Source organism: Streptomyces sp. NPDC001634 (assembly GCF_040298185.1).
GTDB lineage: Bacteria > Actinomycetota > Actinomycetes > Streptomycetales > Streptomycetaceae > Streptomyces.
The window spans coordinates 24,630-44,002 of record NZ_JBEOZU010000062.1 but is presented as its reverse complement, the minus strand read 5'-3'; the positions used below and the strand labels follow the sequence as shown (position 1 = coordinate 44,002).

The window sequence follows — 19,373 nt, the reverse complement described above, 5'->3', positions numbered from 1 at the left end:
TGTCCGGTCGTGTCCAGTCACTCCCTCTGGTCGTCGTCGGGATCCCATACGCCCATGTAGGCGGTCACCTCGGCCGACACCCTGATCTCCTCGAAGGCAGGGGGCTCCCAATCGTCCAACTGGGCCTGGTCGACGACGCTTTCCCGGTCCACGGCTGTCACCTCTTTCTGATGGCCGGCTACTGGGGCAGTGCGAAGGCGAAGACGGCGTCGCCGTGGGAGGCCCCCAGCATCGCGGGGACGATCCCTTCGACCCAGCTGCCCCATCCGACCGGCACGGCGATGTACTGCCTTCCGTCGACGCTGTAGGTCGTCGGGCTGCTGTGGTGGCCGCTTCCCGTCTGGAACTGCCACAGCAGCTCTCCGGTGCGCGCGTTGAACGCGTTGAACTCTCCCGACGGCTTGCCGACGAAGACCAGATCCCCTCCTGTGGCCAGCACCGACGCGCTGATCGGCGTGTCGTTGCGCCACCTCCACACCTCCTCGCCCGTGGCGGCGGAGATGGCCTTCACGAACCCCTGCATGTTGTCGGCGTCCACGGTGACGCTCGCTCCCCAGTAGGGGATGCTCTCCTTGAACTCCCTGTGGCGCAGCGTGACTTCGGAGCCGACGTCCTGTACCGGCACATAGAACAGCTCCGTTCGCGGGCTGTAGGCCGCGTGCGTCCATTCCTTGGCGCCGGCCGGGCCCGGCCAGAAGTGGACCGGCTCGCCCTCCTTCTCGGGGAACACCTTGGGCGTCACGTTGCCGCCAGGGTCGATCTCGCCCCACGTGATGCGTTCACCGAAGGGGGTCACCCGGACCCGCTCACCGTTCGCACGGTTGAGTGTGAAGAGGTATCCGTTCTTGTCGAAGTGGGCCAGCAGCTTCTGCCCGTCCAGGTCGTAGAGGATGCACTCCATGTTGCTGTCGTAGTCCCACACGTCGTGCGGGGTGCACTGGTAGTGCCAGCGGATGTCGCCGTTGTCGGGGTTCAGCGCGAGGACGCTGTCGGTGTAGAGGTTGTCGCCCTCACGGACGCCTCCGTCGAAGTCGGGTGCCGGGTTGCCGGTCCCCCAGTAGAGGAGGTTCAGCTCCGGGTCGTACGTTCCCGTGATCCAGGTGTTGCCACCGCCCCGGGCCCAGGCCGGGCCGTCCGGCCAGGTCTCCGACCCCGGCTCGCCGGGCTTGGGCACCGTGTACGTACGCCAGAGGCGCTCGCCGGTCTCGAGGGAGTAGGCGTCGATGTGGCCGCGCACCCCGAATTCCCCGCCGGAGCTGCCCACGATGACCTTGTCCTTCACGACGAGGGGAGCGACCGTGGCGCTCTCCGCCGCCCGCACGTCTCCGTTCGTCGTGTCCCAGACGAGCTCGCCGGTGACGGCGTCGAGTGCGATCACATGGGCGTTCAGGGTGACGACGAAGACCTTCCCGTGAGCGACCGCGACCCCGCGGTTGACGTTGCCGCAGCAGAGGGAGACATCGAAGGGGATCGCGTGCTTGTACTGCCACAGTTGCCGCCCCGTCGCGGCGTCGAGGGCCCAGACCCAACCGTCCCAGCCCGTGACGTACATGACCCCGTCCACGACGACCGGAGCGGCCTCGAACGCATAGGTCGACTGGCCCGCGTGGAAGCCGGACGAGCCGAACTGGAACACCCAGGCGGGAGTGAGGCGCTCGACGTTCTCGACATTGATCTGGTCCAGCGGGCTGTACCGCTGCCCGTCGTAGGCACCGTAGTAGGTGAGCCAGTTCTGCGGCTCCGCACGGGCCTGGAGTATGCGTTCGTAGGTCACGTTCTGTGCCACGGGCGGCGCGGTGCCGACCATGGTGCTCAAATCGGCGAAATTGACGGCCGGCGGCGCCTGAATGTACTCCATGGAATCCTCCTAGCCGGGGCCTGCGGTCGCCGGGCGACCATTCCGCGGCGCCTTCCACGGCCGTGGCTGCATGCCCTGCTACGGACGTTTCGCCCTGCTGCAGCCGTTTCGCCTTGCTACGGCCGTGGCTGTTCCGGACGGTCGAGGCGGGCCTCCTGCGGAACGTCCCCCAGCACGGCGATCACCCCGACGAGGCCGCGGCCCTCGTCATTGCCCACATTGGAGCCGAACCAGTAGTAGCCCGGGCCGTCGAGGTTGATCACGGTCGTTCCCTTGGAGTAGACCGGAAGCCACATCCATTTGCTGTCCCCGTTGCTCGGCAGGAGTGCGCAGTGCGTGTTCGTGTCGTCGTTGACCAGCTCGATCTCCAGGTCGCCGCCGTGCGGCATGACCACGATCGAGGGCTCCCACATCAGCTCGTCGGGCACAATGCGCACGTGGGCGCGGAGGCGGCCGTCGGGGCCCTCTTCGGCGCGCCCGAGCCCTCCATGGGCGATCAACCGGCCCAGCGTCGACTTGTTCTGCCCGTACAACTCGGGAAGTTCCTGCTCCGCTCCGGTGGTCATCGGGATGACCTCCCTCCTGGGGAGACATGTCCGCCAGGCGCACGGCCCAGTAATCGACAGATATCACTTCCAGGTGTTTCTCTCAATTTTTCCGGGTTTGCACCCCCGGCTGACGTCTGGTCAGGGCCTGTTTTCCGGTGCCCGCACCAGGGCCCGGCCGCGGTCCGTCTGCCGGGTGACCGGCCCGGAGTTCTCGTCGGCGCGCTGCATGATCGGCCGCCCGGTGGGGGTCGCCCCGAGGGCCTCCGGACCCCGTACGTCTTAGGTGTGATTCGAGTCATAATGGGCATACCGAGGGCTGGAGTGCTTCCCCGGAACGACCCGAACAGCGGCGCGCGACGGGGCTGGCTCCATGTAGGGAAGTGAGCGGGTTGTCCGTCGCCTGGGACGACATCGGCGGACTCGTCGATGCCCATGAGCGCTTTCTGGCCGGTGCGCGGGTCGACACGGACGTCCGGGGCTCGGTCCTCGAGTCCTGGAAACGGTGCAGGTCCGGAGGGGTCGAGCCGCATCGGCTGGTGGTTCCCTATGCCTCGGACCTGGCGCTGGACGACCGGTTCCTGCGCGCGGCCGACCCGGTCCTGAAGGGCCTGACCGCCTCGCTCGCCAATGTGAACGTGGCGGTGGCGCTCTGCGACGCACAGGCCCGCATGGTCGAGCGGTACGGCGGTGACCGGCAGCTGCGCGAGCATCTCGACGAGGTGAACTTCGCCCCCGGCTTCGACGCCTCGGAGCGGGCCGCGGGCACCAACGGCGTCGGCACCGCACTGGCCGCGCGAAGCCCGATCTACGTCGTGGGCCGTGAGCACTTCGCCGACTGTCTGCGGCCCTTCGCCTGCGCCGGCGCGCCCATCCGCAACCCCCTCAGCGGGCGCATCGAGGGCATTCTCGACCTCACCTGCCTGCGTGACGACGGCGACCCCGGCATGCTCGGGCTGGTGCGTGAGGCCGTCCACGACATCGAGGCGCGCCTGCTGGAACAGTCCACGGAACGGGAACGGGCGCTGCTTGCCGCGTACCGGCGGGCCTGCCAGGACGTGGGCGGTGCCGGAGGGCCGCTCCGGCTGCCGGAGGTTGCGCAGGCAGGGCTCGGGGACGGTCCCGAAAGCAGCGGCCTCGGCCGGATCGACCTGGCCGTGCTGAGGGAGAAGGCCGAGGAGCTCATCGCCTCACCGCAGTGCACCCTCGACGAGGTGGCCCTCTCCGGCGGGCGGGTCGCCACGCTGGTGCGCCGCCCGGTGATGGGAGCGGCCGGTGAGACGGGTGTGGTCGTCGAGGCCCGTGTTCTCGGCGGCCCGCGCCTGCGCCATGTCGCGCTCACCGCCCCGGCGGAGCCGGTGGGGACGGTGCCGGTGGCTGCGCCGGCCGTGGCCATCCCGTCGGCACCGCCCGCCACACCGCTCGCCACGGTACCGCGGTCCGTCGGAACACTCCCGGGAGTCCCGCACACCCTCGGACCGTTGTCCCCGCCCCCGTCGACGGCACCGGGGTCGCCTCCGCCCACCGTGGCCGGCCCCGAACCCCGGATCCCGACCGGAGCGGCCGGCGGTGACGGCGGTGTCGGCGCAGAGGGCTGGCTGTTGCTCGTCGGTGAGCCCGGCGTCGGTCGGCTGGCCGTACTGGCCCGTAGGCGCCTGGAGCTGCTGCACGACGCCAGTGTGCGCATCGGCACCACTTTGGACGTCGCCCGCACCGCGGAGGAACTGGCCGAGGTGACCGTCCCCCGGTTCGCCGACCTGATGGTCGTCGACCTGCCCGACTCCGTGCTGTTCGGCGAGGAGCCCGGGTTCCTCGGGGCGGAGAGTCCGCTGCGCCGGGTCGCGGTGGGCACCGTACGCGAGGAACTGCCCGTGTACGGCATCGGCGACCCCGTCCAGTACGTTCCGTCCACCCCACAGGTCCGCTGCCTGGAGAGCGGGCAGTCCGTGCTCGAACCCGTCCTGGCCGAGGCCGAGGGCTGGATCGCTCAGGAACCGGCACGGTTCGGGCGGGCGCTCGCGGAGGGCATCCACTCCCTGATCACAGTGCCCCTGCGGGCCCGCGGCACGATCCTGGGCGTGGCGAGCTTCTACCGCTCCGAGAAGCCCGCTCCCTTCGAGGACGACGACCTGTCCCTCGCCCAGGAGCTGGCCGCCCGCGCCGCGATCTGCATCGACAACGCCCGCCGCTACACGCGCGAGCACAACACCGCACTCGCCCTGCAGCGCAGCCTGCTGCCCCGGGGGCGGCCCGAGCAGAGCGCCGTCGACGTGGCCTACCGCTATCTGCCGGCCCAGGCCGGGGTGGGCGGTGACTGGTTCGACGTCATTCCGCTGTCCGGCGCCCGGGTGGCGCTGGTGGTCGGCGACGTGGTCGGTCACGGTCTGCATGCCGCCGCGACCATGGGCCGGCTGCGCACCGCCGTGCACAACTTCTGCTCCCTGGATCTGTCGCCCGACGACCTTCTCACCTCCCTGGACGACCTGGTCGGGCGTCTCGACCGGGGCGAGGGCTGGGCGGTGGAGCCCACTCACCCGGACTCCGGAATCGTCGGCGCGACCTGTCTGTACGCCGTGTACGACCCGGTGTCCCGGCGTTGCACTCTCACCCGTGCCGGGCACCCGGTCCCCGCGGTCGTCGGACCCGACGGTGCGGTGGACTTCGTGGATCTGCCGTCGGGTCCGCCGCTCGGGCTGGGCGGAGTGCCGTTCGAGACCGTCGAGCTGGAGCTGGCCGAGGGCAGTCAACTGGTGCTCTACACCGACGGTCTGATCGAGGACAGGTTCCGGGACATCGACACCGGCCTGGCCCAGCTGCGCACCGTCCTGGCCTGCGCCGACCGGGCACCTGAGGACACCTGTGAGGCGGTCCTCGACGCACTGCTCTCCGCCCGGCCGAGCGACGACGTGGCCCTCCTGGTCGCCCGTACACACGCCCTGGGGGCCGAGCAGGTCGCCCAGTGGGAGTTTCCCAGCGATCCGGCGGTCGTCTCCCGCTCCCGAGCGGCGGTCCTCGACCAGCTGACCGCCTGGGGCCTGGACGAGCTGGCCTTCACCACCGAACTCGTCGCCAGCGAACTGGTCACCAACGCCATCCGGCACGCGACCGGTCCGATCCAGCTGCGGCTGCTCCGCGATCGCGCGCTGATCTGCGAGGTCTCCGACGGCAGCAGCACCTCGCCCCGGCTGCGCCGGGCCCGGTACGAGGACGAGGACGGGCGCGGACTGTTCCTCGTCGCCCAGCTCACCGAGCGCTGGGGAACCCGTTACACCGCGGACGGCAAGATCATCTGGGCCGAGCAGTCCCTGCCCTGACCGGGGCGACGGCAGCTTCCGGTCCCCTGGGCAGGATGGGCCCCGCGTCGGCTAGCCTGTTGTGCCCTGCTGTGCCCTCGCGATGGGCGGCCCAGGTAAAAGCGCAGGTCAGATCCGTGTTTTGGGGGCATTATGCGATTGCGAGTGGAGTTCACGACCGAGCCCTTCGACCTCGACGAGGCGCCCGCGCATGCGCTGGTCGCGCGCGAGGTCATCGAGGCCGCCGAACTGGACGCGGTGGACGTGGGCCCGTTCGGCAACACCGCCGAGGGCGGCGCCGACGCCGTGCTCACCGCCCTGGACGCGGTGCTGCGCAAGACGCTGGAGGCCGGTGCCACCCGGATCTCGCTTCAGGTCAACGTGATCGGGGAGGGCGAATGACCGGCACCGGGGACGAGCCCTTCATCACCGCCGTGAAACCGCTGGTCGACGCGATGGGGGGCGAGATGCTGCCCCCGGACCAGGCCGGCCCCGACGATGTCGTGCTCGTCTGGGAGGGCGCCGACGCCGTCGCCGTACGCCTGCCGCAACTGGCCGACTCGCTCGATCACATCCTGGCCGCGATGGAGCGCAAGCGAGGCAAGCCGCTGGCCGATCTGGACCGCAAGGACAAGCAGGAGGTCGTACGGGCTCTGGAGGCGCGCGGCGCCTTCGCCGTACGGCATGGCGTGGAGACCGTGGCGAGCGCCCTCGGCGTCAGCCGCTTCACCGTCTACAACTACCTGAACCGTGAGAAGGACTCCTGAACCACCCCTGGTACGAATGACCGCCGCCCTGCTTTCCGGGCGGCGGTATTTGTTACCCCGAATTTTCAACAAACTGTTGACGCCTGTGTCGTGGAGGGCGTTAGCTGTTCGCATCCCGTTCAGCCCCCCGGCCACGGAGGCCCCCGTGACTTCGACTTCCACGCCGCCGGGCCTGGCCCGGTTCAACGCCCTGGCCGAGCCGGCGGCCCTGGCCGCCCTCCACGAGGCGTGTGCCTCCACGGCGTGGGCCGGGCGGCTGCTCGCCGCGCGCCCGTTCACCACCGCCGACGACCTCTACGCCGCGAGCGACGCCGCCATGGCCGAGCTGACCACGGCGGACCTGGAGGAGGCGATGGCCGGGCACCCGCCGATCGGCCGCCCCAAGCCCGGTGACCCCGCCTCGGCGCGGGAACAGCGCGGCATGGCCGGCGCCTCCGAGGAGCTCAGGGCGGAGATGCTCGAACTCAACCTGGCCTACCAGGAGAAGTTCGGCCACGTCTTTCTGATCTGTGCGACGGGGAAGACCGGTGAGCAGATGCGTGACGCGGTCAAGGAACGGATCGGCAACGCGCCGGAGCAGGAGCGCGAGATCGTGCGCACCGAGCTGGGCAAGATCAACCGTATCCGGCTGGCCCGACTCGTCGAAGAGGACGCACAGACATGAGCACCAGCACCACCGCCTCCGTGTCCACGCACATCCTGGACACCAGCGTCGGCCGCCCCGCCGAGGGCGTTGCCGTCCGCCTCTCCGCCCGCGCCGGGCGTGATGCGGACTGGCAGGCGCTCGGCGGCTCCGCGACCGATGGGGACGGCCGGTGCAAGGACCTCCCGGCGCTGCCGGAGGGCACCACCCACGTACGGCTCGACTTCGCCGTCGAGGCGTATTTCGAGAAGTCCGTGAAGAAGCAAGCCGATGCGCAGCAGGACGCCCCCGCGAATCGGGACAGCGGTGCCGCAGGAGTGTTCTTCCCGGAGGTGGCGATCACGTTCGCCGTCGTGCCGGGCGAGCACTACCACGTGCCGCTGCTGCTCAACCCGTTCGGCTACTCCGTTTACCGAGGGAGCTAGCTAAAGATGCCCATCCTGGGACAGAACCAGTACGGCAAGGCCGAGAACCGAGTCGTCAAGATCACGCGGGACGGCGCCACCCACCACATCAGGGACCTGAACGTCTCCGTCTCGCTCTCCGGCGACATGGACGAGGTCCACTACTCCGGCTCGAACGCCAACGTCCTGCCGACCGACACCACCAAGAACACGGTGTACGCGTTCGCCAAGGAGTACGGCATCGAGTCCGCCGAGCAGTTCGGCATCCACCTCGCCCGGCACTTCGTGACCTCGCAGGAGCCCATCCACCGGGCCCGTATCCGCATCGAGGAGTACGCCTGGGACCGGATCGAGCACTCCGGCGAGGGCGCGCACTCCTTCGTCCGCAAGGGCCAGGAGACACGCCTGACGCAGATCACCTACGACGGCTCGTCGTGGGAGGTCGTCTCCGGACTCAAGGACCTCGTCGTGATGAACTCGACCGACTCCGAGTTCTGGGGCTACGTCAAGGACAAGTACACGACGCTTCCCGAGGCGTACGACCGCATTCTGGCCACCGAGGTCTCCGGCCGCTGGCGGTTCAACTGGAGTGACGACGCGCAGGAGATGCCCGACTGGGAGAAGTCCTACGAGCAGACGAAGAAGCACATGCTCCAGGCATTCGCCGAGACGTACTCCCTGTCGCTGCAGCAGACGCTGTACCGGATGGGCGCACGCATCATCGACCACCGCACCGAGATCGACGAGGTCCGCTTCTCGCTCCCGAACAAGCACCACTTCCTGGCGGACCTGGAGCCGTTCGGGCTGAAGAACGACAATGAGGTGTACTACGCCGCCGACCGCCCCTACGGCCTGATCGAGGCGACCGTCCTGCGGGACGGCTGCGAGGCACGGATCCCGGTGGACCTCACCAACCTCTGACGTACCCGGGTGCTCCTGGTCCACCGGGGGCACCCCCTCCTCCTTCGGCACCCGCGGCCCCGGCCGCGGCACTCAAACTCCCAGGGTCCTGCCGTGCCCCCTCCACAGAGCGAAAGGGACGAACCATGGCAGCAGCCCGGCGCATCGTCATCGAGAACTGTTCGATCGCGACCGTGGACGCCGACGACACCGAGCACGCCTCGGGACACGTCGTCGTCGCCGGCAACCGCATCGAGGCGGTCGGCGCGGGCAAGGCCCCCGAGGGCCTGGAGAACGTCGTACGCCGCATCGACGCGTCCGGCCACCTCGTGACCCCCGGCCTGGTCAACACCCACCACCACTTCTACCAGTGGATCACCCGGGGCCTGGCCACGGACCACAACCTCTTCAACTGGCTCGTCGCGCTCTACCCGACGTGGGCCCGCATCGACGAGACGATGGTGTACGCGGCCGCGCAGGGCTCGCTCGCGATGATGGCCCGCGGTGGCGTGACCACCGCCATGGACCACCACTATGTCTTCCCGAAGGACTCCGGCGACCTGTCCGGAGCCATCATCCGTGCCGCCCGGGAGATGGGCGTCCGCTTCACCCTCGCCCGCGGATCCATGGACCGCAGCGAGAAGGACGGCGGTCTGCCGCCGGACTTCGCCGTCGAGACGCTGGAGGGCGCGCTGGCCGCCACCGAGGCGACCATCGACGCACATCACGACTCCTCCTTCGACGCCATGACCCAGGTCGCGGTGGCCCCCTGCTCCCCGTTCTCGGTCTCCACCGAACTCCTCGCGCAAGGCGCCGAGTTGGCCCGCCGCAAGGGCGTACGGCTGCACACCCACGGCTCCGAGACGGTCGAGGAGGAGAAGTTCTGCCACGAACTGTTCGGCATGGGCCCGACCGACTACTTCGAGTCCACGGGCTGGCTCGGCGAGGACGTGTGGATGGCGCACTGCGTCCATATGAACGACTCCGACATCGCCGCCTTCGCCCGGACGGGGACGGGCGTCGCCCACTGCCCGTCGTCCAACGCCCGTCTGGCGGCGGGTATCGCCCGCGTCCCCGACATGCTGGCGGCCGGCGTCCCGGTCGGCCTCGGCGTCGACGGCACGGCGTCCAACGAGTCCGGCGAACTCCACACCGAGCTGCGCAACGCGCTCCTGATCAACCGCCTGGGCGCCCATCGCGAGGCCGCCCTGAACGCCCGTCAGGCACTGCGCCTGGGTACGTACGGGGGTGCCCAGGTCCTGGGCCGCGCCGCGGAGATCGGCTCGCTGGAGCCGGGCAAGCTGGCGGACCTGGTGCTGTGGAAGCTCGACACGCTCGCCCATGCCTCGATCGCGGACCCCGTGACCGCGCTGGTCTTCGGTGCGGCCGCCCCCGTCACGCTCTCCCTCGTCAACGGCGAACCGGTCGTCGAGAACGGCCGTCTGCTGCACGTCGACGAGGACGAGATCGCCCGCTCCACGCGGCAGGAGGCTCAGCGCCTGGCGCGGATCGCCGCGCGGGGCTGACCAGTTGGAGGTCTCCGGCCGGGAGGGACGGCTCCCGGCCGGCGGCCGTGGACCCGAGCGGGGCCCACGGCGGCCGTGCCCGGGGCGCGTGTGGACGCGCGCGCCCCGGAACGGTCCTGGTGATGGTGCACCCTGTGTGCCATGAATGAGTCCAGCCGCGTCGAGGCATTCAGCGACGGCGTCTTCGCCATCGCCATCACTCTGCTCATCCTGGAGATCAAGGTCCCCAAGGTCGGTGAACACGGAAACCTGTGGCACGCGTTGGGCGCGCAGTGGCCCTCGTACGCCGCGTATGTGGTCAGCTTTCTGTTCATCGGCATCATATGGATCAACCATCATCAGCTGTTGAGCTACGTCGCCCGGGTCGATCGCACGCTGATGTTCCTGAACCTGCTGGTCCTGATGGTGGTGGCCGTGGTGCCGTGGCCGACGGCGATGCTGGCCGAGTATCTGCAGGAGGACGAGGCCTCGCATGTGGCGGCGGCGGTCTACAGCCTGGTCATGGTGGCCATGGCCCTCGCCTTCCACGCCTTGTGGTGGCACCTCACCCGTACGGGCCACCTCTTCGACCCCCGCGTCGACGTCCCGGCGGCGCGGGCGACACGCGTCCGGTTCGCCCTGGGGTCCCTGGCCTACCCGATGACCGTGGGCCTGGCCTTCGTGTCGGCGCCGCTCACCCTGGCCGCACACGGACTGATCGCCCTGTACTACGGCTTCAATCAGGTGCCCGTGCCTACTCGGGACCCGGCCACGTCATGAGGTTGGCGAGGAGTTCGGCCTGCTCGATGGCGTCGTCGAGGGCATGATGCGTGTGCCTACGGCGCGACAGCAGCTCGCGCGGCATCGTGCCCTTCGCCACCGCCCGCAGCGGCAACCGTGCCTTCGTCGCGTACAGCGTCTTCATGTCGAGACAGCCCGAGTGGCCGAACGGGCTGGCTCCGGTGAAGCGGATCAGGTACCAGTACAGGAATGTCCAGTCGTACGAGGCCGGGTAGCCGCACATCACCGGCTGGGCACCCGCGCTCACCTCGCGCACCCAGTCGCTGAACTCGGAGAGGGCGATGGCCGGTTCACTACCCTCGGCCTTCAGCCGCTCGCGGTCGAGGCCGCTCACCGCCAGCGCCTCCGGCACGAACTCCCCGCTGATCGGCCGCAGTTCACGGTAGAAGGTACGTTCCTCGGGGTCGGCGGGAGTGAATCCGTCGGCGTCCTGCACTCCCGCGACGGCGGCGCCGAGGCTCAGCATGGAGTACGGCCCGGGAATCGGGCCGTCGGCCTCGATGTCGACGGAGATGTAGCGGCTGGGTTTCACGCGTCGTGCGGACATGGGACCGCAGCTTCGCAGGTGGCGACCGTCTGTCGCATCCGAATTCAGGTGCGGGGGCCTGCCTGGCAGGGAGTGGCCGCGGGCAGCCGGCCGGTGAAGTACGAGCGCGGCGGGACGCCCATCAGGGCCCGGAAGTCGGACGTCATGTGCGATTGGTCGTAATAGCCGGTGGCGGCGGCGAGTTCGGCCCAGGGAGCAGTCGTGGCGTGCGTGAGGACCGCGCGTACGCGGTTGATGCGGGCGTAGTGCTTGGGGGACAGGCCTACGCCCTCCGCGAAGAGGTTGCGCAACTGCCGCTCACTGACGGCCAGTTCGCGGGCTACCTCCCTGACCTGCCCCGGTACGTGACCGATCCGCACCGACATCGCGTCGACCCCGGCCCGTACCAGCTCGGTGCGGGTGCGGTCCGCCGTGGCGGTCAGCCGCTCGGGCAGCGCGTCCGTGAGGTGGGACACCGTCTCCTCGGGCGTCAACCATCGCAACTCGTGGTCCAGTTGACGTGCCGTCCCGCCCGGCAGTTCGCCGAGCGGCACGACCCTGCCCACCAGTTCGGCCGCCGGGATGCCCAGCAGGGGGCGCGCCGTGCCCGGCGCGAGGCGCAGCTCCACGCAGGAGGCGAGGATCTTGCTGTCGTGGTAGGAGGCCCGCACCCGTGGACCGACGGCGAGGACGTCGCGGTGCCCGGTCACTGCCACGCGTACGACGACCTTGGTGACTGCGTCCGGGAGGTGGACGAACGCCTCCTCGGGCGGCCCGGCGACGGACACGGTCCTGATCCCGGTGATCCAGGGACCCAGGGCTTCGGGGACGGGCAGGGCCTGCTCGGCGCGGGCGTTCGTCACCCCTCCACCGTAAGTGAGCCGCACGGCCCGGAGGGCGGGCCAACCGTGCCGGAATTTCCAAGAGAGCGGGGCCCCGCCCGGCTCACCGTGGAGGACATGATCCTCGTGACGGGTGCCACGGGCACCATCGGCAGTGAACTCGTACGACAGCTCGCGGCGCGCGGCGAGAAGGTGCGCGCCCTTACCCGGGACCCGGCGAAGGCCCGAGTGCCCTCGGGAGTGGAGGTGGTGCGCGGGGACTACCTCGACCCGGCTTCCCTGGACGGCGCGATGTCGGGGGCGACGGCCGCGTTCCTGCTGGGCGCACTCGGTCCGGACGCGCGGCACGACCAGGCTCTGGTTGCGGCGGCGCGTGCGGCGGGCGTCGGGCGGCTGGTGAAGCTCTCCGCGATCGCGACGGGGGATCCCGAGGTCGGCCCGTCCGGCACCTGGCACGTGGCCGGTGAGCAGGCCGTGAGGGACAGCGGCACCGAGTGGACGATCCTGCGGGCCTCGTCCTTCGCCTCGAACACGCTGAGCTGGGTGCCGGCCGTCAGGGAGGGCAAGCCGGTGCCGAACATGACCGGTGACGGGCCGTCGGGGGTGATCGATCCCCGAGACGTGTCCGAGGCCGCGGCGCGGGCTCTCGTCGACGGCGGGCACGCAGGGCGGACGTACACCCTGACCGGGCCGGAGGCGATCAGCGTCCCCGGACAGGCCGCCGTGCTCGCCTTGGTCCTCGGCCACCCGATCGCCACGCAGGATCTCTCGCCGGGGGAGACACGCGAGCACCTGATCACCGCCTGGGGCTTCGACGACGCGCAGGCGGAGGGCATCCTGGCCGGCGTCGCCTTCGTCCGCAGGGGCGGCAACGCTGTCGTCACCGACGACGTACCGGAGTTGCTCGGGCGGCCGGCGCGGGCGTACCGGGAGTGGGCCGAGGACAACAAGGGGGCGTTCAGACGGGAGTGAGCCGCGGTTGGGGGGCGGTGGTGCCCGGTGAGATCCGGACACCACCCCACACCGCACTCATTCTGCTCACGGCGGCGTACGACGAGGCTCGCGAGAGGGCGGAGTAGGGGCGTCCGGCCTACAGTCCGAACAGTCCCGGATCCGTCGCCAGTGCCCTGAAGAACTTCTGCGGGTTCGGCACCAGCTTCCGCTCCTCGAGGTTCAGGAGGCCGCCGACCGCCGTGATCTCGGCCGCCACCGTGCCGTCGGCCTTGCGGATGGTCTGCTCGATGCGGAAGGTCCTGCCCTCACCCCAGGCGAAGCCACAGGTGACCTCCACCTCGTCGCCGGCCAGCAGCTCCCGCCGGTAGCGGATGGTGGTCTCCAGTGCGACCGGGCCGACGCCCTCGGCTATCAGGCCGGCCTGGCTGATGCCCGCCGCCTGCAGTAACGACCAGCGGGCGTGCTCCGCGTAGTTGATGTACACAGCCTGGTTGAGGTGTCCCTGCACGTCGGTCTCGTACCCGCGGACGGTCACAGGGACGGAGAAGGTTTCGGTCACCGTTTCCTCTCCTCGTACTGGTGGGCGATCTGACCGACCGATCTTGGCATGCCTCCTCATGTGCGGCGGGGTGACGCCAGCAGATAACGCGCCTGTGTGCGCGGCTCGGTGTGCTCGCTCACCTGCCAGCCGGCCTTGTCCAGCGTGGCCGCGCAGGAGCGCAGCTCCTCGCCGGCCGGCTCGAACACGGCGATCGCCTCCGGCTGCGGGGTCGCACGGACCCGGTAGCCCGCGGCATTGGCATCCGGCCCCGCCGGTCGGTGTCCCGCCGCCTCCAGGGCGAGTGCGGCGGCCTGCACCAGATGCTGACGCTCCCAGCCGCACGGCCGGTCCCTGGCGCCGTCCGGATTGGTCATCCGGCGCAGCTCCAGCAGGCCCTGCCAGGCGCTGTGCACCTCACGGAGGCGGGCGGGGCCGGAGGCGGACGGGTCCTCCTCGCCCCCGACGCGCGCGGCGAATACGCCGGTCGCCTCCGCGGACGCCTCGGCCCCCTCAGGAGCCTCCGGCGCCGCCTCCTCCTCCCGTATGCGATGCCCCGCCGGCGTCAGGAAGTGGTCGTGCGGCGGTCGCGCATGGCGGAAGGCGAGCCCCCGCTTCACCAGCGCCGCCAGCTGCGCCTCTGTCCCCCTCAACCGCCCGGTCACCGGCTCGGCGGCATCGATCACCCGCCGCTGAGCGGCGGTCGGCGGTCGCGTCACGAAGTCCTCCTCCCCGGGAAACAGCCTGCTGACAGGGCCCGCCCGGCGTACTGGTCGTCCCCTTTCGAAGACTACGACCCGGGTCTGACAGTCCCCGGCCCACGACCGCAGGCCCCGGACCGTCGGCCCTAGACCGCCGGCCGGATGTTCCACCCCGCGATCACGGGCCGCCCGTGCTCCGTGCCCAGCCGGCACAGGGTCCCCGTCGCGAGCTGGAACAGCGCTCCGGCCGACGGGGGCAGCCCGAGGCGGCGGGCGGTCAGGACACGCAGGAAGTGGCCGTGGGCCACCAGGACGACGCCGCCCTCGGTGTTGGCGAGGGTGGCGTCGACCTTGCCGAGGACGCGGTCGGCACGCTCGCCGACCTGTTCCGGAGTCTCGCCGGGATGCTCGGGCGGTCCGGGCGCGACCCCGTCGCTGAACAGGAACCAGCCCGGCCGGGTGCGCTGGATCTCGACGGTCGTCATGCCCTCGTAGCCGCCGTAGTCCCATTCTCGCAGGTCCGCGTCGACGCGGGCGCCATCGATGCCGATCAGCTGCGCCGTCTCCCGGGCCCGCTGCAAGGGGCTGACGAACGTGGCGCCGATCCGGTGGGACCGGATCAGTGGCACCAGACGACGTGCCTCCTCGCGGCCGTGCTCGGTCAGCGGTACGTCCGTCCACCCGGTGTGCCGCCCGGACCGCGACCACTCGGTCTCACCGTGCCGGATGAGGAAGAGATCACCCATGCCTCAGAGACTACGAGCCCACTGCTCCAGTTCGGCGAACTCACGCGCCCCCAGTCCCCGGCGCGCGTCGACCGGCAGCAGCAGCGCCCTGCCGTCGTGATGGTCGGTGACATGCTGGACGTCGAGGTCGGTGATCATGTCGTCGACCCACACGAACGGCCGTCCGGCCGCCCACTCCACGACGGTCCGCATCTTCCAGTACAGGCCCTCGGGGTCCCTGGCGAACAGCTCGGGCCATTCGATGACGGGCAGTTCGGGCAGCCCGATGACCGGGGCGATCATCTCGTTCGCCTCGTGCATCCAGGTGGTGGCCCAGGCCAGTTCGTACGGCAGCGCGAGCAGCCGCGCCCCGTGCCCGGGATGCAGCCGGACCCGGAGCCCACGGCGCAGTCGCCGGGAGCCGGGTTTCTGGCGCGCGGACCAGTTCGCGGGGTGCAGCCTGCGGGTCACATAGCCGCGGTGGCGCAGGTATGCGGCGCGAAAGGGGTTCAGGGGGCCGTCGACATCGAGGAGCAGCAGCGGTCGGTCACTCATGGAGACGGGTTACCCGCACGAACGAGTGGGGGTCACCTGTCCTGGCGGATTCACGCCGGGAGAGCGGGGAGGAACGCCCGGTGGCACCCCGTTCCCGGTGCGGAACCGGACGCGGGGTGCCAGCCGGGCGTACGTCAGTGATCGGCAGCGTGACAGCTGTGCACGGAGCGCGTGCAGTTGTTGCCGGAACGTGACGACGTGTGCAGCGCCTCGACGGCCACAAGCTGCTGCACGACGCACAACGCCCCGCCGTCCGGACCGTACAGGCCTCTGGGGCGGGGCGATGGCCGACACATACCCGGCCAGTGGATGCACTGGCTTCGAGCCTCTTCCTGCGTCGTTAGGCGGGCCGGATGTGCTCCGCCTGAGGGCCCTTCTGGCCCTGCGTGATGTCGAAGGTCACCTTTTGGCCTTCCTGCAGCTCCCGGAAGCCCTGGGCGTCGATGTTCGAGTAGTGGGCGAAGACATCGGGGCCGCCGCCGTCCTGCTCGATGAAGCCGAAGCCCTTTTCCGCGTTGAACCACTTCACAGTGCCTGTAGCCATGTGCCTGTCTCCTTCGAGGGGACTCGTATCGGGCCCCGCACCGTGCGGGATCCGGAGGTGATCGCCCTGGTCCGGAGAGGCGTTGAACAGCAAAAACGCCCGTGACTGCGATCACGGGCGAACGGGACTTCGGAACCACGACTGCTGATCACAACGCTACACCGGCTGGTGCGACTCGGCCACTGGATCACGGAGTTGGCCCCGCAGGCTGCGTTCGTCACCGCTCAAATCCCGAGGTCGGCGACGGCAGGAGCACACGCGCCGCCGACCTCGGGTTACCCGACATATGAGGCCCCAGGACTGGAATCGGGGTGTCGCATTGGCCGGGCGCCGGCCGGGTCATCACTCCGGCCGGGGCTTGTGCCGTCAGGTCTTCCGGGACCGGTCGGCTTTCGGCAGGACGTGACCGTCGACCTTCTGCAGCTCGCCGATCTGGGACTTCAACAGCCCGATCTGCCGCTCGAGCGCTCGCTCGCGGGCGCGCAGGACCTGCATCCTCGGTGAGGCGTCGATCGCGGCCTGAACCTCCGCCTCCAGCGCTGCGGCAAGGGCCTCGACGCCGCCGAGCGACAGCACCTCGGCCTTTTTTGTACAGCACCTCAGACTCACTGCCCCGCAGCGCCTTGCCCACCCAACGGGGCCGCTGCACGGCGGGCGCCTGCGGGTTCTCCTCCCGCAGCTGCCGTGCCCGGTCCATGTAGCCCCGAGCAAGGTTCCGGTCATCGGTGAGCATCGCGGCCTTCTCCAGCCGCCTGCTCTCCTTCTCGACCTCGGCGCGCGGCAGTGCACGCATCACCTGCTGCGCCTTGTCCAGTCGCGCGCCAGGTCCTCCCCCGGGGCTGTCCGGGCGGCGACGCGGAGGCGCCTCGCCCGCCACCTGGCAGCAGGGCAACTCCATACCTGGGGCCGGCCGTACGACACCGAGGCCCACCGCACGGCGATGCTGCTCGTGGCCGAACTCGCCGCGGACGCGGCGCTGCACGGCAGGGTGGGAGGCCGCGACTTCCGCCTCCGCCTGACCCTCCACCCCGAGGACGCCACGCTCCGTATCGCACTGACGGACCCCCGCCCCGACCATCGCCCGCCCGGCCCCGGACACCCTCCAACAGGCCTCCCCTGGAACGGAGTCCGGCCGCGGCCTGCACCTCGTCGAAGCCCTGTCCACCCACTGGGGAACCACGTGCGCAGACCCGTACACCAAGACGGTGTGGTGCGAGGTCGCTCTGGCGTGACTGTCAGTTCGAACGGTGCCGGCCCCAGGAGTCGGCGCTCGACTACTGTCGATACCCGCTCAGAAACCGCCCGATCCGCCCGATCGCCGCCTCCAGATCGTCCGCATGCGGAAGTGTGAGGATGCGGAAGTGGTCGGGGGCGGGCCAGTTGAAGCCCGTGCCCTGGACCACCTGGATCTTCTCCCGCAGCAGCAGGTCGAGGACGAACTTCTCGTCGTCGTGGATCCGGTGCACCTTCGGGTCGAGGCGCGCGAACGCGTACAGCGCGCCCTTCGGCTTCACGCACGTCACGCCGGGGATCTCGTTGAGCTTCTCCCACGCCACGTTGCGCTGCTCGTGGAGGCGGCCGCCCGGTGCGGTCAGCTCGTCGATGGACTGGCGGCCGCCGAGCGCGGCCTGGATGGCGTACTGGGCGGGCGCGTTGGCGCACAGCCGCATGGAGGCCAGCATCGTCAGGCCCTCCAGGTAGTTGCGCGCGTGCTGCCTGGGGCCCGTCACAACCAGCCAGCCGGAGCGGAAGCCCGCCACGCGGTACGTCTTCGACAGACCGCAGAAGGTGAGGACCACCAGGTCGGGGGCGAGCGCGGCGGCCGAGTGGTGCACGGCGTCGTCGTACAGGATCTGGTCGTAGATCTCGTCCGCGAAGACCATCAGGCCGTGCCGGCGGGCGAGGTCGAGGATGCCCTCGATGATCTCCTTGGGGTAGACCGCGCCCGTCGGGTTGTTGGGGTTGATGATGACGACGGCCTTGGTGCGGTCGGTGATCTTCGACGCCATGTCGTCCAGGTCCGGGTACCAGTCGGCCTGTTCGTCGCACAGGTAGTGGACCGCCTTGCCGCCCGCCAGGGTCGTCACGGCCGTCCAGAGGGGGAAGTCCGGTGCGGGGATGAGGATTTCGTCTCCGTCCTCCACCAGCGCCTGTACGGCCATCGAGACCAGCTCGGAGACGCCGTTGCCGAGGAAGACGTCGTCGACGCCGACCTCCAGGCCCCGCTCCTGGTAGCGCTGGGCCACGGCGCGGCGGGCGGAGAGGATGCCGCGCGAGTCCGTGTAGCCGTGCGCCTGCGGCAGCATCCGGATCATGTCCTGGAGGATTTCCTCCGGTGCCTCGAAGCCGAAGAGCGCGGGGTTGCCGGTGTTCAGGCGCAGGACGCTGTGGCCCGCCTCCTCCAGCGCGTTGGCGTGCTCTATCACCGGGCCGCGGATCTCGTAACAGACCTCGCTGAGTTTGCTCGACTGCCGGAACTCCATGCGCCGCTTCCCCTCCGGAATCTGGTGTTGCTTGGTTTTACCAAGTAACAGCTTGGAAAGTCCAACAACATGTCTAGACTGCGTTGCATGTCACCTCGCCGAAGCTACGACCAGTACTGCTCCACGGCCCGGGCGCTCGACGCCGTCGGCGACCGCTGGACCCTCCTGATCGTCCGCGAACTGCTCGCGGGGCCGCGCCGCTACACCGACCTGCACGCGGACCTGCCGGGCGTGAGCACGGACGTCCTGGCGTCCCGGCTGAAGGACATGGAGCGCGACGGGCTGACCACACGGCGCCGGCTGCCCCCGCCCGGAGCCGCCTACGTCTACGAACTCACCCCTCGCGGGTGGGAGTTGCTCCCCGTGATTCAGGCGCTCGGCGTATGGGGCGCGCCCGCGCTGGCGGAGCGCCGGCCGACGGACGCGGTGCGTGCGCACTGGTTCGCGCTGCCGCTGCTGCGCTCGCTGGAGGGGGAGGGGCTGGTCGAAGTCCGCCTGGACGAAGGGGAGTTCCATCTGTGGCTCGGCGCCGAGCAGGGCCCGGTTTACGGCGACGGACCCGCGCCCGAGGAGCCCGACGCCCGGCTGTCCCTCGACGCGGAGTTGTGCACGGCCCTGGGCCGCGGCTCCTTGACGCTCCATCAGGCCGTGCGGGCGGGACGAGTCGAGGTGTCGGGCGACAGCACGCTCGCCAAGGTGCTGCGCGGGGACTGACCGGCCCACCGGTTCCACAGGGAGAAGGCCCGCCGTGTCGAGGGGACACGGCAGGCCTCCGTAGCGGGACTGCGG

The 19,373-nt window shown here is 70.2% G+C and carries 22 protein-coding genes and 1 pseudogene; 11 read left to right on the top strand and 12 right to left on the bottom strand.

The window, feature by feature from the left end:
- Positions 1 to 17 precede the first annotated feature (17 nt).
- The 3 genes from pqqA to ABT186_RS32660 all read right to left on the bottom strand — a co-directional run bounded on the left by pqqA (position 18) and on the right by ABT186_RS32660 (position 2,424).
- Positions 18 to 152 (bottom strand): pyrroloquinoline quinone precursor peptide PqqA, encoded by a 135-nt coding sequence (gene pqqA, locus ABT186_RS32670; RefSeq protein WP_351229024.1) that lies wholly within the window; start codon positions 150 to 152, stop codon positions 18 to 20.
- Positions 153 to 178: 26 nt separating this feature from the next.
- A complete protein-coding gene (locus tag ABT186_RS32665; protein ID WP_351229023.1) occupies positions 179 to 1,858 on the bottom strand; it encodes a PQQ-dependent dehydrogenase, methanol/ethanol family in 1,680 nt (559 codons plus the stop codon).
- A 116-nt stretch (positions 1,859 to 1,974) separates the two neighbouring features.
- Positions 1,975 to 2,424, bottom strand: a complete 450-nt coding sequence (locus ABT186_RS32660; RefSeq protein WP_351229021.1) for an MSMEG_3727 family PQQ-associated protein — start codon at positions 2,422 to 2,424, stop codon at positions 1,975 to 1,977.
- 362 nt (positions 2,425 to 2,786) lie between these two features.
- Between ABT186_RS32660 and ABT186_RS32655 the strand changes: the two genes are divergently transcribed.
- From ABT186_RS32655 to ABT186_RS32620, 8 genes are all read left to right on the top strand, one after another.
- Positions 2,787 to 5,717: a SpoIIE family protein phosphatase gene (locus tag ABT186_RS32655; RefSeq protein ID WP_351229019.1), complete on the top strand. Its 2,931-nt coding sequence runs from the start codon at positions 2,787 to 2,789 to the stop codon at positions 5,715 to 5,717.
- A gap of 132 nt (positions 5,718 to 5,849) precedes the next feature.
- Positions 5,850 to 6,098 carry a YkoF family thiamine-binding protein gene (locus ABT186_RS32650; RefSeq protein ID WP_351229017.1) on the top strand — a complete coding sequence of 83 codons (249 nt, stop codon included), beginning with the start codon at positions 5,850 to 5,852 and terminating at the stop codon, positions 6,096 to 6,098.
- Positions 6,095 to 6,463, top strand: a complete 369-nt coding sequence (locus ABT186_RS32645; protein ID WP_351229015.1) for a helix-turn-helix domain-containing protein — start codon at positions 6,095 to 6,097, stop codon at positions 6,461 to 6,463. The genes ABT186_RS32650 and ABT186_RS32645 overlap by 4 nt, the downstream gene beginning before the upstream one ends.
- A 145-nt stretch (positions 6,464 to 6,608) precedes the next feature.
- On the top strand, positions 6,609 to 7,127 hold the full coding sequence (uraD, locus tag ABT186_RS32640; protein WP_351229013.1) for a 2-oxo-4-hydroxy-4-carboxy-5-ureidoimidazoline decarboxylase: 519 nt from the start codon (positions 6,609 to 6,611) through the stop codon (positions 7,125 to 7,127).
- Complete coding sequence (gene uraH, locus ABT186_RS32635) at positions 7,124 to 7,531, top strand: hydroxyisourate hydrolase (RefSeq protein ID WP_351928139.1); 408 nt, start codon at positions 7,124 to 7,126, stop codon at positions 7,529 to 7,531. The genes uraD and uraH overlap by 4 nt, the downstream gene beginning before the upstream one ends.
- A gap of 6 nt (positions 7,532 to 7,537) precedes the next feature.
- Positions 7,538 to 8,431, top strand: coding sequence for a factor-independent urate hydroxylase (pucL, locus tag ABT186_RS32630; protein WP_351229010.1), 894 nt, complete (start codon positions 7,538 to 7,540; stop codon positions 8,429 to 8,431).
- Between the two features lie 125 nt (positions 8,432 to 8,556).
- Positions 8,557 to 9,936, top strand: coding sequence for an 8-oxoguanine deaminase (locus tag ABT186_RS32625; RefSeq protein WP_351229008.1), 1,380 nt, complete (start codon positions 8,557 to 8,559; stop codon positions 9,934 to 9,936).
- Between the two features lie 141 nt (positions 9,937 to 10,077).
- Positions 10,078 to 10,695 (top strand): TMEM175 family protein, encoded by a 618-nt coding sequence (locus tag ABT186_RS32620; RefSeq protein WP_351928137.1) that lies wholly within the window; start codon positions 10,078 to 10,080, stop codon positions 10,693 to 10,695.
- Here the strand turns inward: ABT186_RS32620 and ABT186_RS32615 are convergent.
- Both ABT186_RS32615 and ABT186_RS32610 read right to left on the bottom strand, forming a co-directional pair.
- On the bottom strand, positions 10,670 to 11,263 hold the full coding sequence (locus ABT186_RS32615; protein ID WP_351230044.1) for a 3'-5' exonuclease: 594 nt from the start codon (positions 11,261 to 11,263) through the stop codon (positions 10,670 to 10,672). The genes ABT186_RS32620 and ABT186_RS32615 overlap by 26 nt on opposite strands.
- A 44-nt stretch (positions 11,264 to 11,307) precedes the next feature.
- Entirely contained in the window at positions 11,308 to 12,105 is a 798-nt protein-coding gene (locus ABT186_RS32610) for an AraC family transcriptional regulator (protein WP_351928135.1), read from the bottom strand.
- Between the two features lie 96 nt (positions 12,106 to 12,201).
- On the opposite strand from ABT186_RS32610, the gene ABT186_RS32605 reads away from it, so the two are divergent.
- A complete protein-coding gene (locus tag ABT186_RS32605) occupies positions 12,202 to 13,056 on the top strand; it encodes an NAD(P)H-binding protein (RefSeq protein ID WP_502973388.1) in 855 nt (284 codons plus the stop codon).
- A gap of 118 nt (positions 13,057 to 13,174) precedes the next feature.
- On the opposite strand, the gene ABT186_RS32600 is transcribed toward ABT186_RS32605, so the two are convergent.
- From ABT186_RS32600 to ABT186_RS32575, 6 genes are all read right to left on the bottom strand, one after another.
- Entirely contained in the window at positions 13,175 to 13,597 is a 423-nt protein-coding gene (locus ABT186_RS32600) for an acyl-CoA thioesterase (RefSeq protein WP_351230041.1), read from the bottom strand.
- Positions 13,598 to 13,653: 56 nt separating this feature from the next.
- Positions 13,654 to 14,295, bottom strand: coding sequence for a hypothetical protein (locus tag ABT186_RS32595; protein WP_351230039.1), 642 nt, complete (start codon positions 14,293 to 14,295; stop codon positions 13,654 to 13,656).
- A gap of 128 nt (positions 14,296 to 14,423) precedes the next feature.
- Complete coding sequence (locus ABT186_RS32590) at positions 14,424 to 15,023, bottom strand: histidine phosphatase family protein (protein WP_351230037.1); 600 nt, start codon at positions 15,021 to 15,023, stop codon at positions 14,424 to 14,426.
- Between the two features lie 3 nt (positions 15,024 to 15,026).
- Entirely contained in the window at positions 15,027 to 15,557 is a 531-nt protein-coding gene (locus ABT186_RS32585; RefSeq protein ID WP_351928133.1) for an HAD domain-containing protein, read from the bottom strand.
- 340 nt (positions 15,558 to 15,897) lie between these two features.
- Entirely contained in the window at positions 15,898 to 16,101 is a 204-nt protein-coding gene (locus ABT186_RS32580) for a cold-shock protein (RefSeq protein ID WP_055492756.1), read from the bottom strand.
- A gap of 366 nt (positions 16,102 to 16,467) precedes the next feature.
- Complete coding sequence (locus ABT186_RS32575) at positions 16,468 to 16,710, bottom strand: hypothetical protein (RefSeq protein ID WP_351928131.1); 243 nt, start codon at positions 16,708 to 16,710, stop codon at positions 16,468 to 16,470.
- A gap of 268 nt (positions 16,711 to 16,978) precedes the next feature.
- On the opposite strand from ABT186_RS32575, the pseudogene ABT186_RS32570 reads away from it, so the two are divergent.
- Positions 16,979 to 17,333, top strand: a pseudogene (locus ABT186_RS32570) (ATP-binding protein).
- 42 nt (positions 17,334 to 17,375) lie between these two features.
- Here the strand turns inward: ABT186_RS32570 and ABT186_RS32565 are convergent.
- The gene (locus ABT186_RS32565; RefSeq protein WP_351230031.1) at positions 17,376 to 18,584 is read right to left on the bottom strand and encodes a pyridoxal phosphate-dependent aminotransferase; all 1,209 of its coding nucleotides are present in this window, start codon (positions 18,582 to 18,584) and stop codon (positions 17,376 to 17,378) included.
- 87 nt (positions 18,585 to 18,671) lie between these two features.
- On the opposite strand from ABT186_RS32565, the gene ABT186_RS32560 reads away from it, so the two are divergent.
- A complete protein-coding gene (locus ABT186_RS32560; RefSeq protein WP_351928130.1) occupies positions 18,672 to 19,298 on the top strand; it encodes a winged helix-turn-helix transcriptional regulator in 627 nt (208 codons plus the stop codon).
- Positions 19,299 to 19,373: the final 75 nt, after the last annotated feature.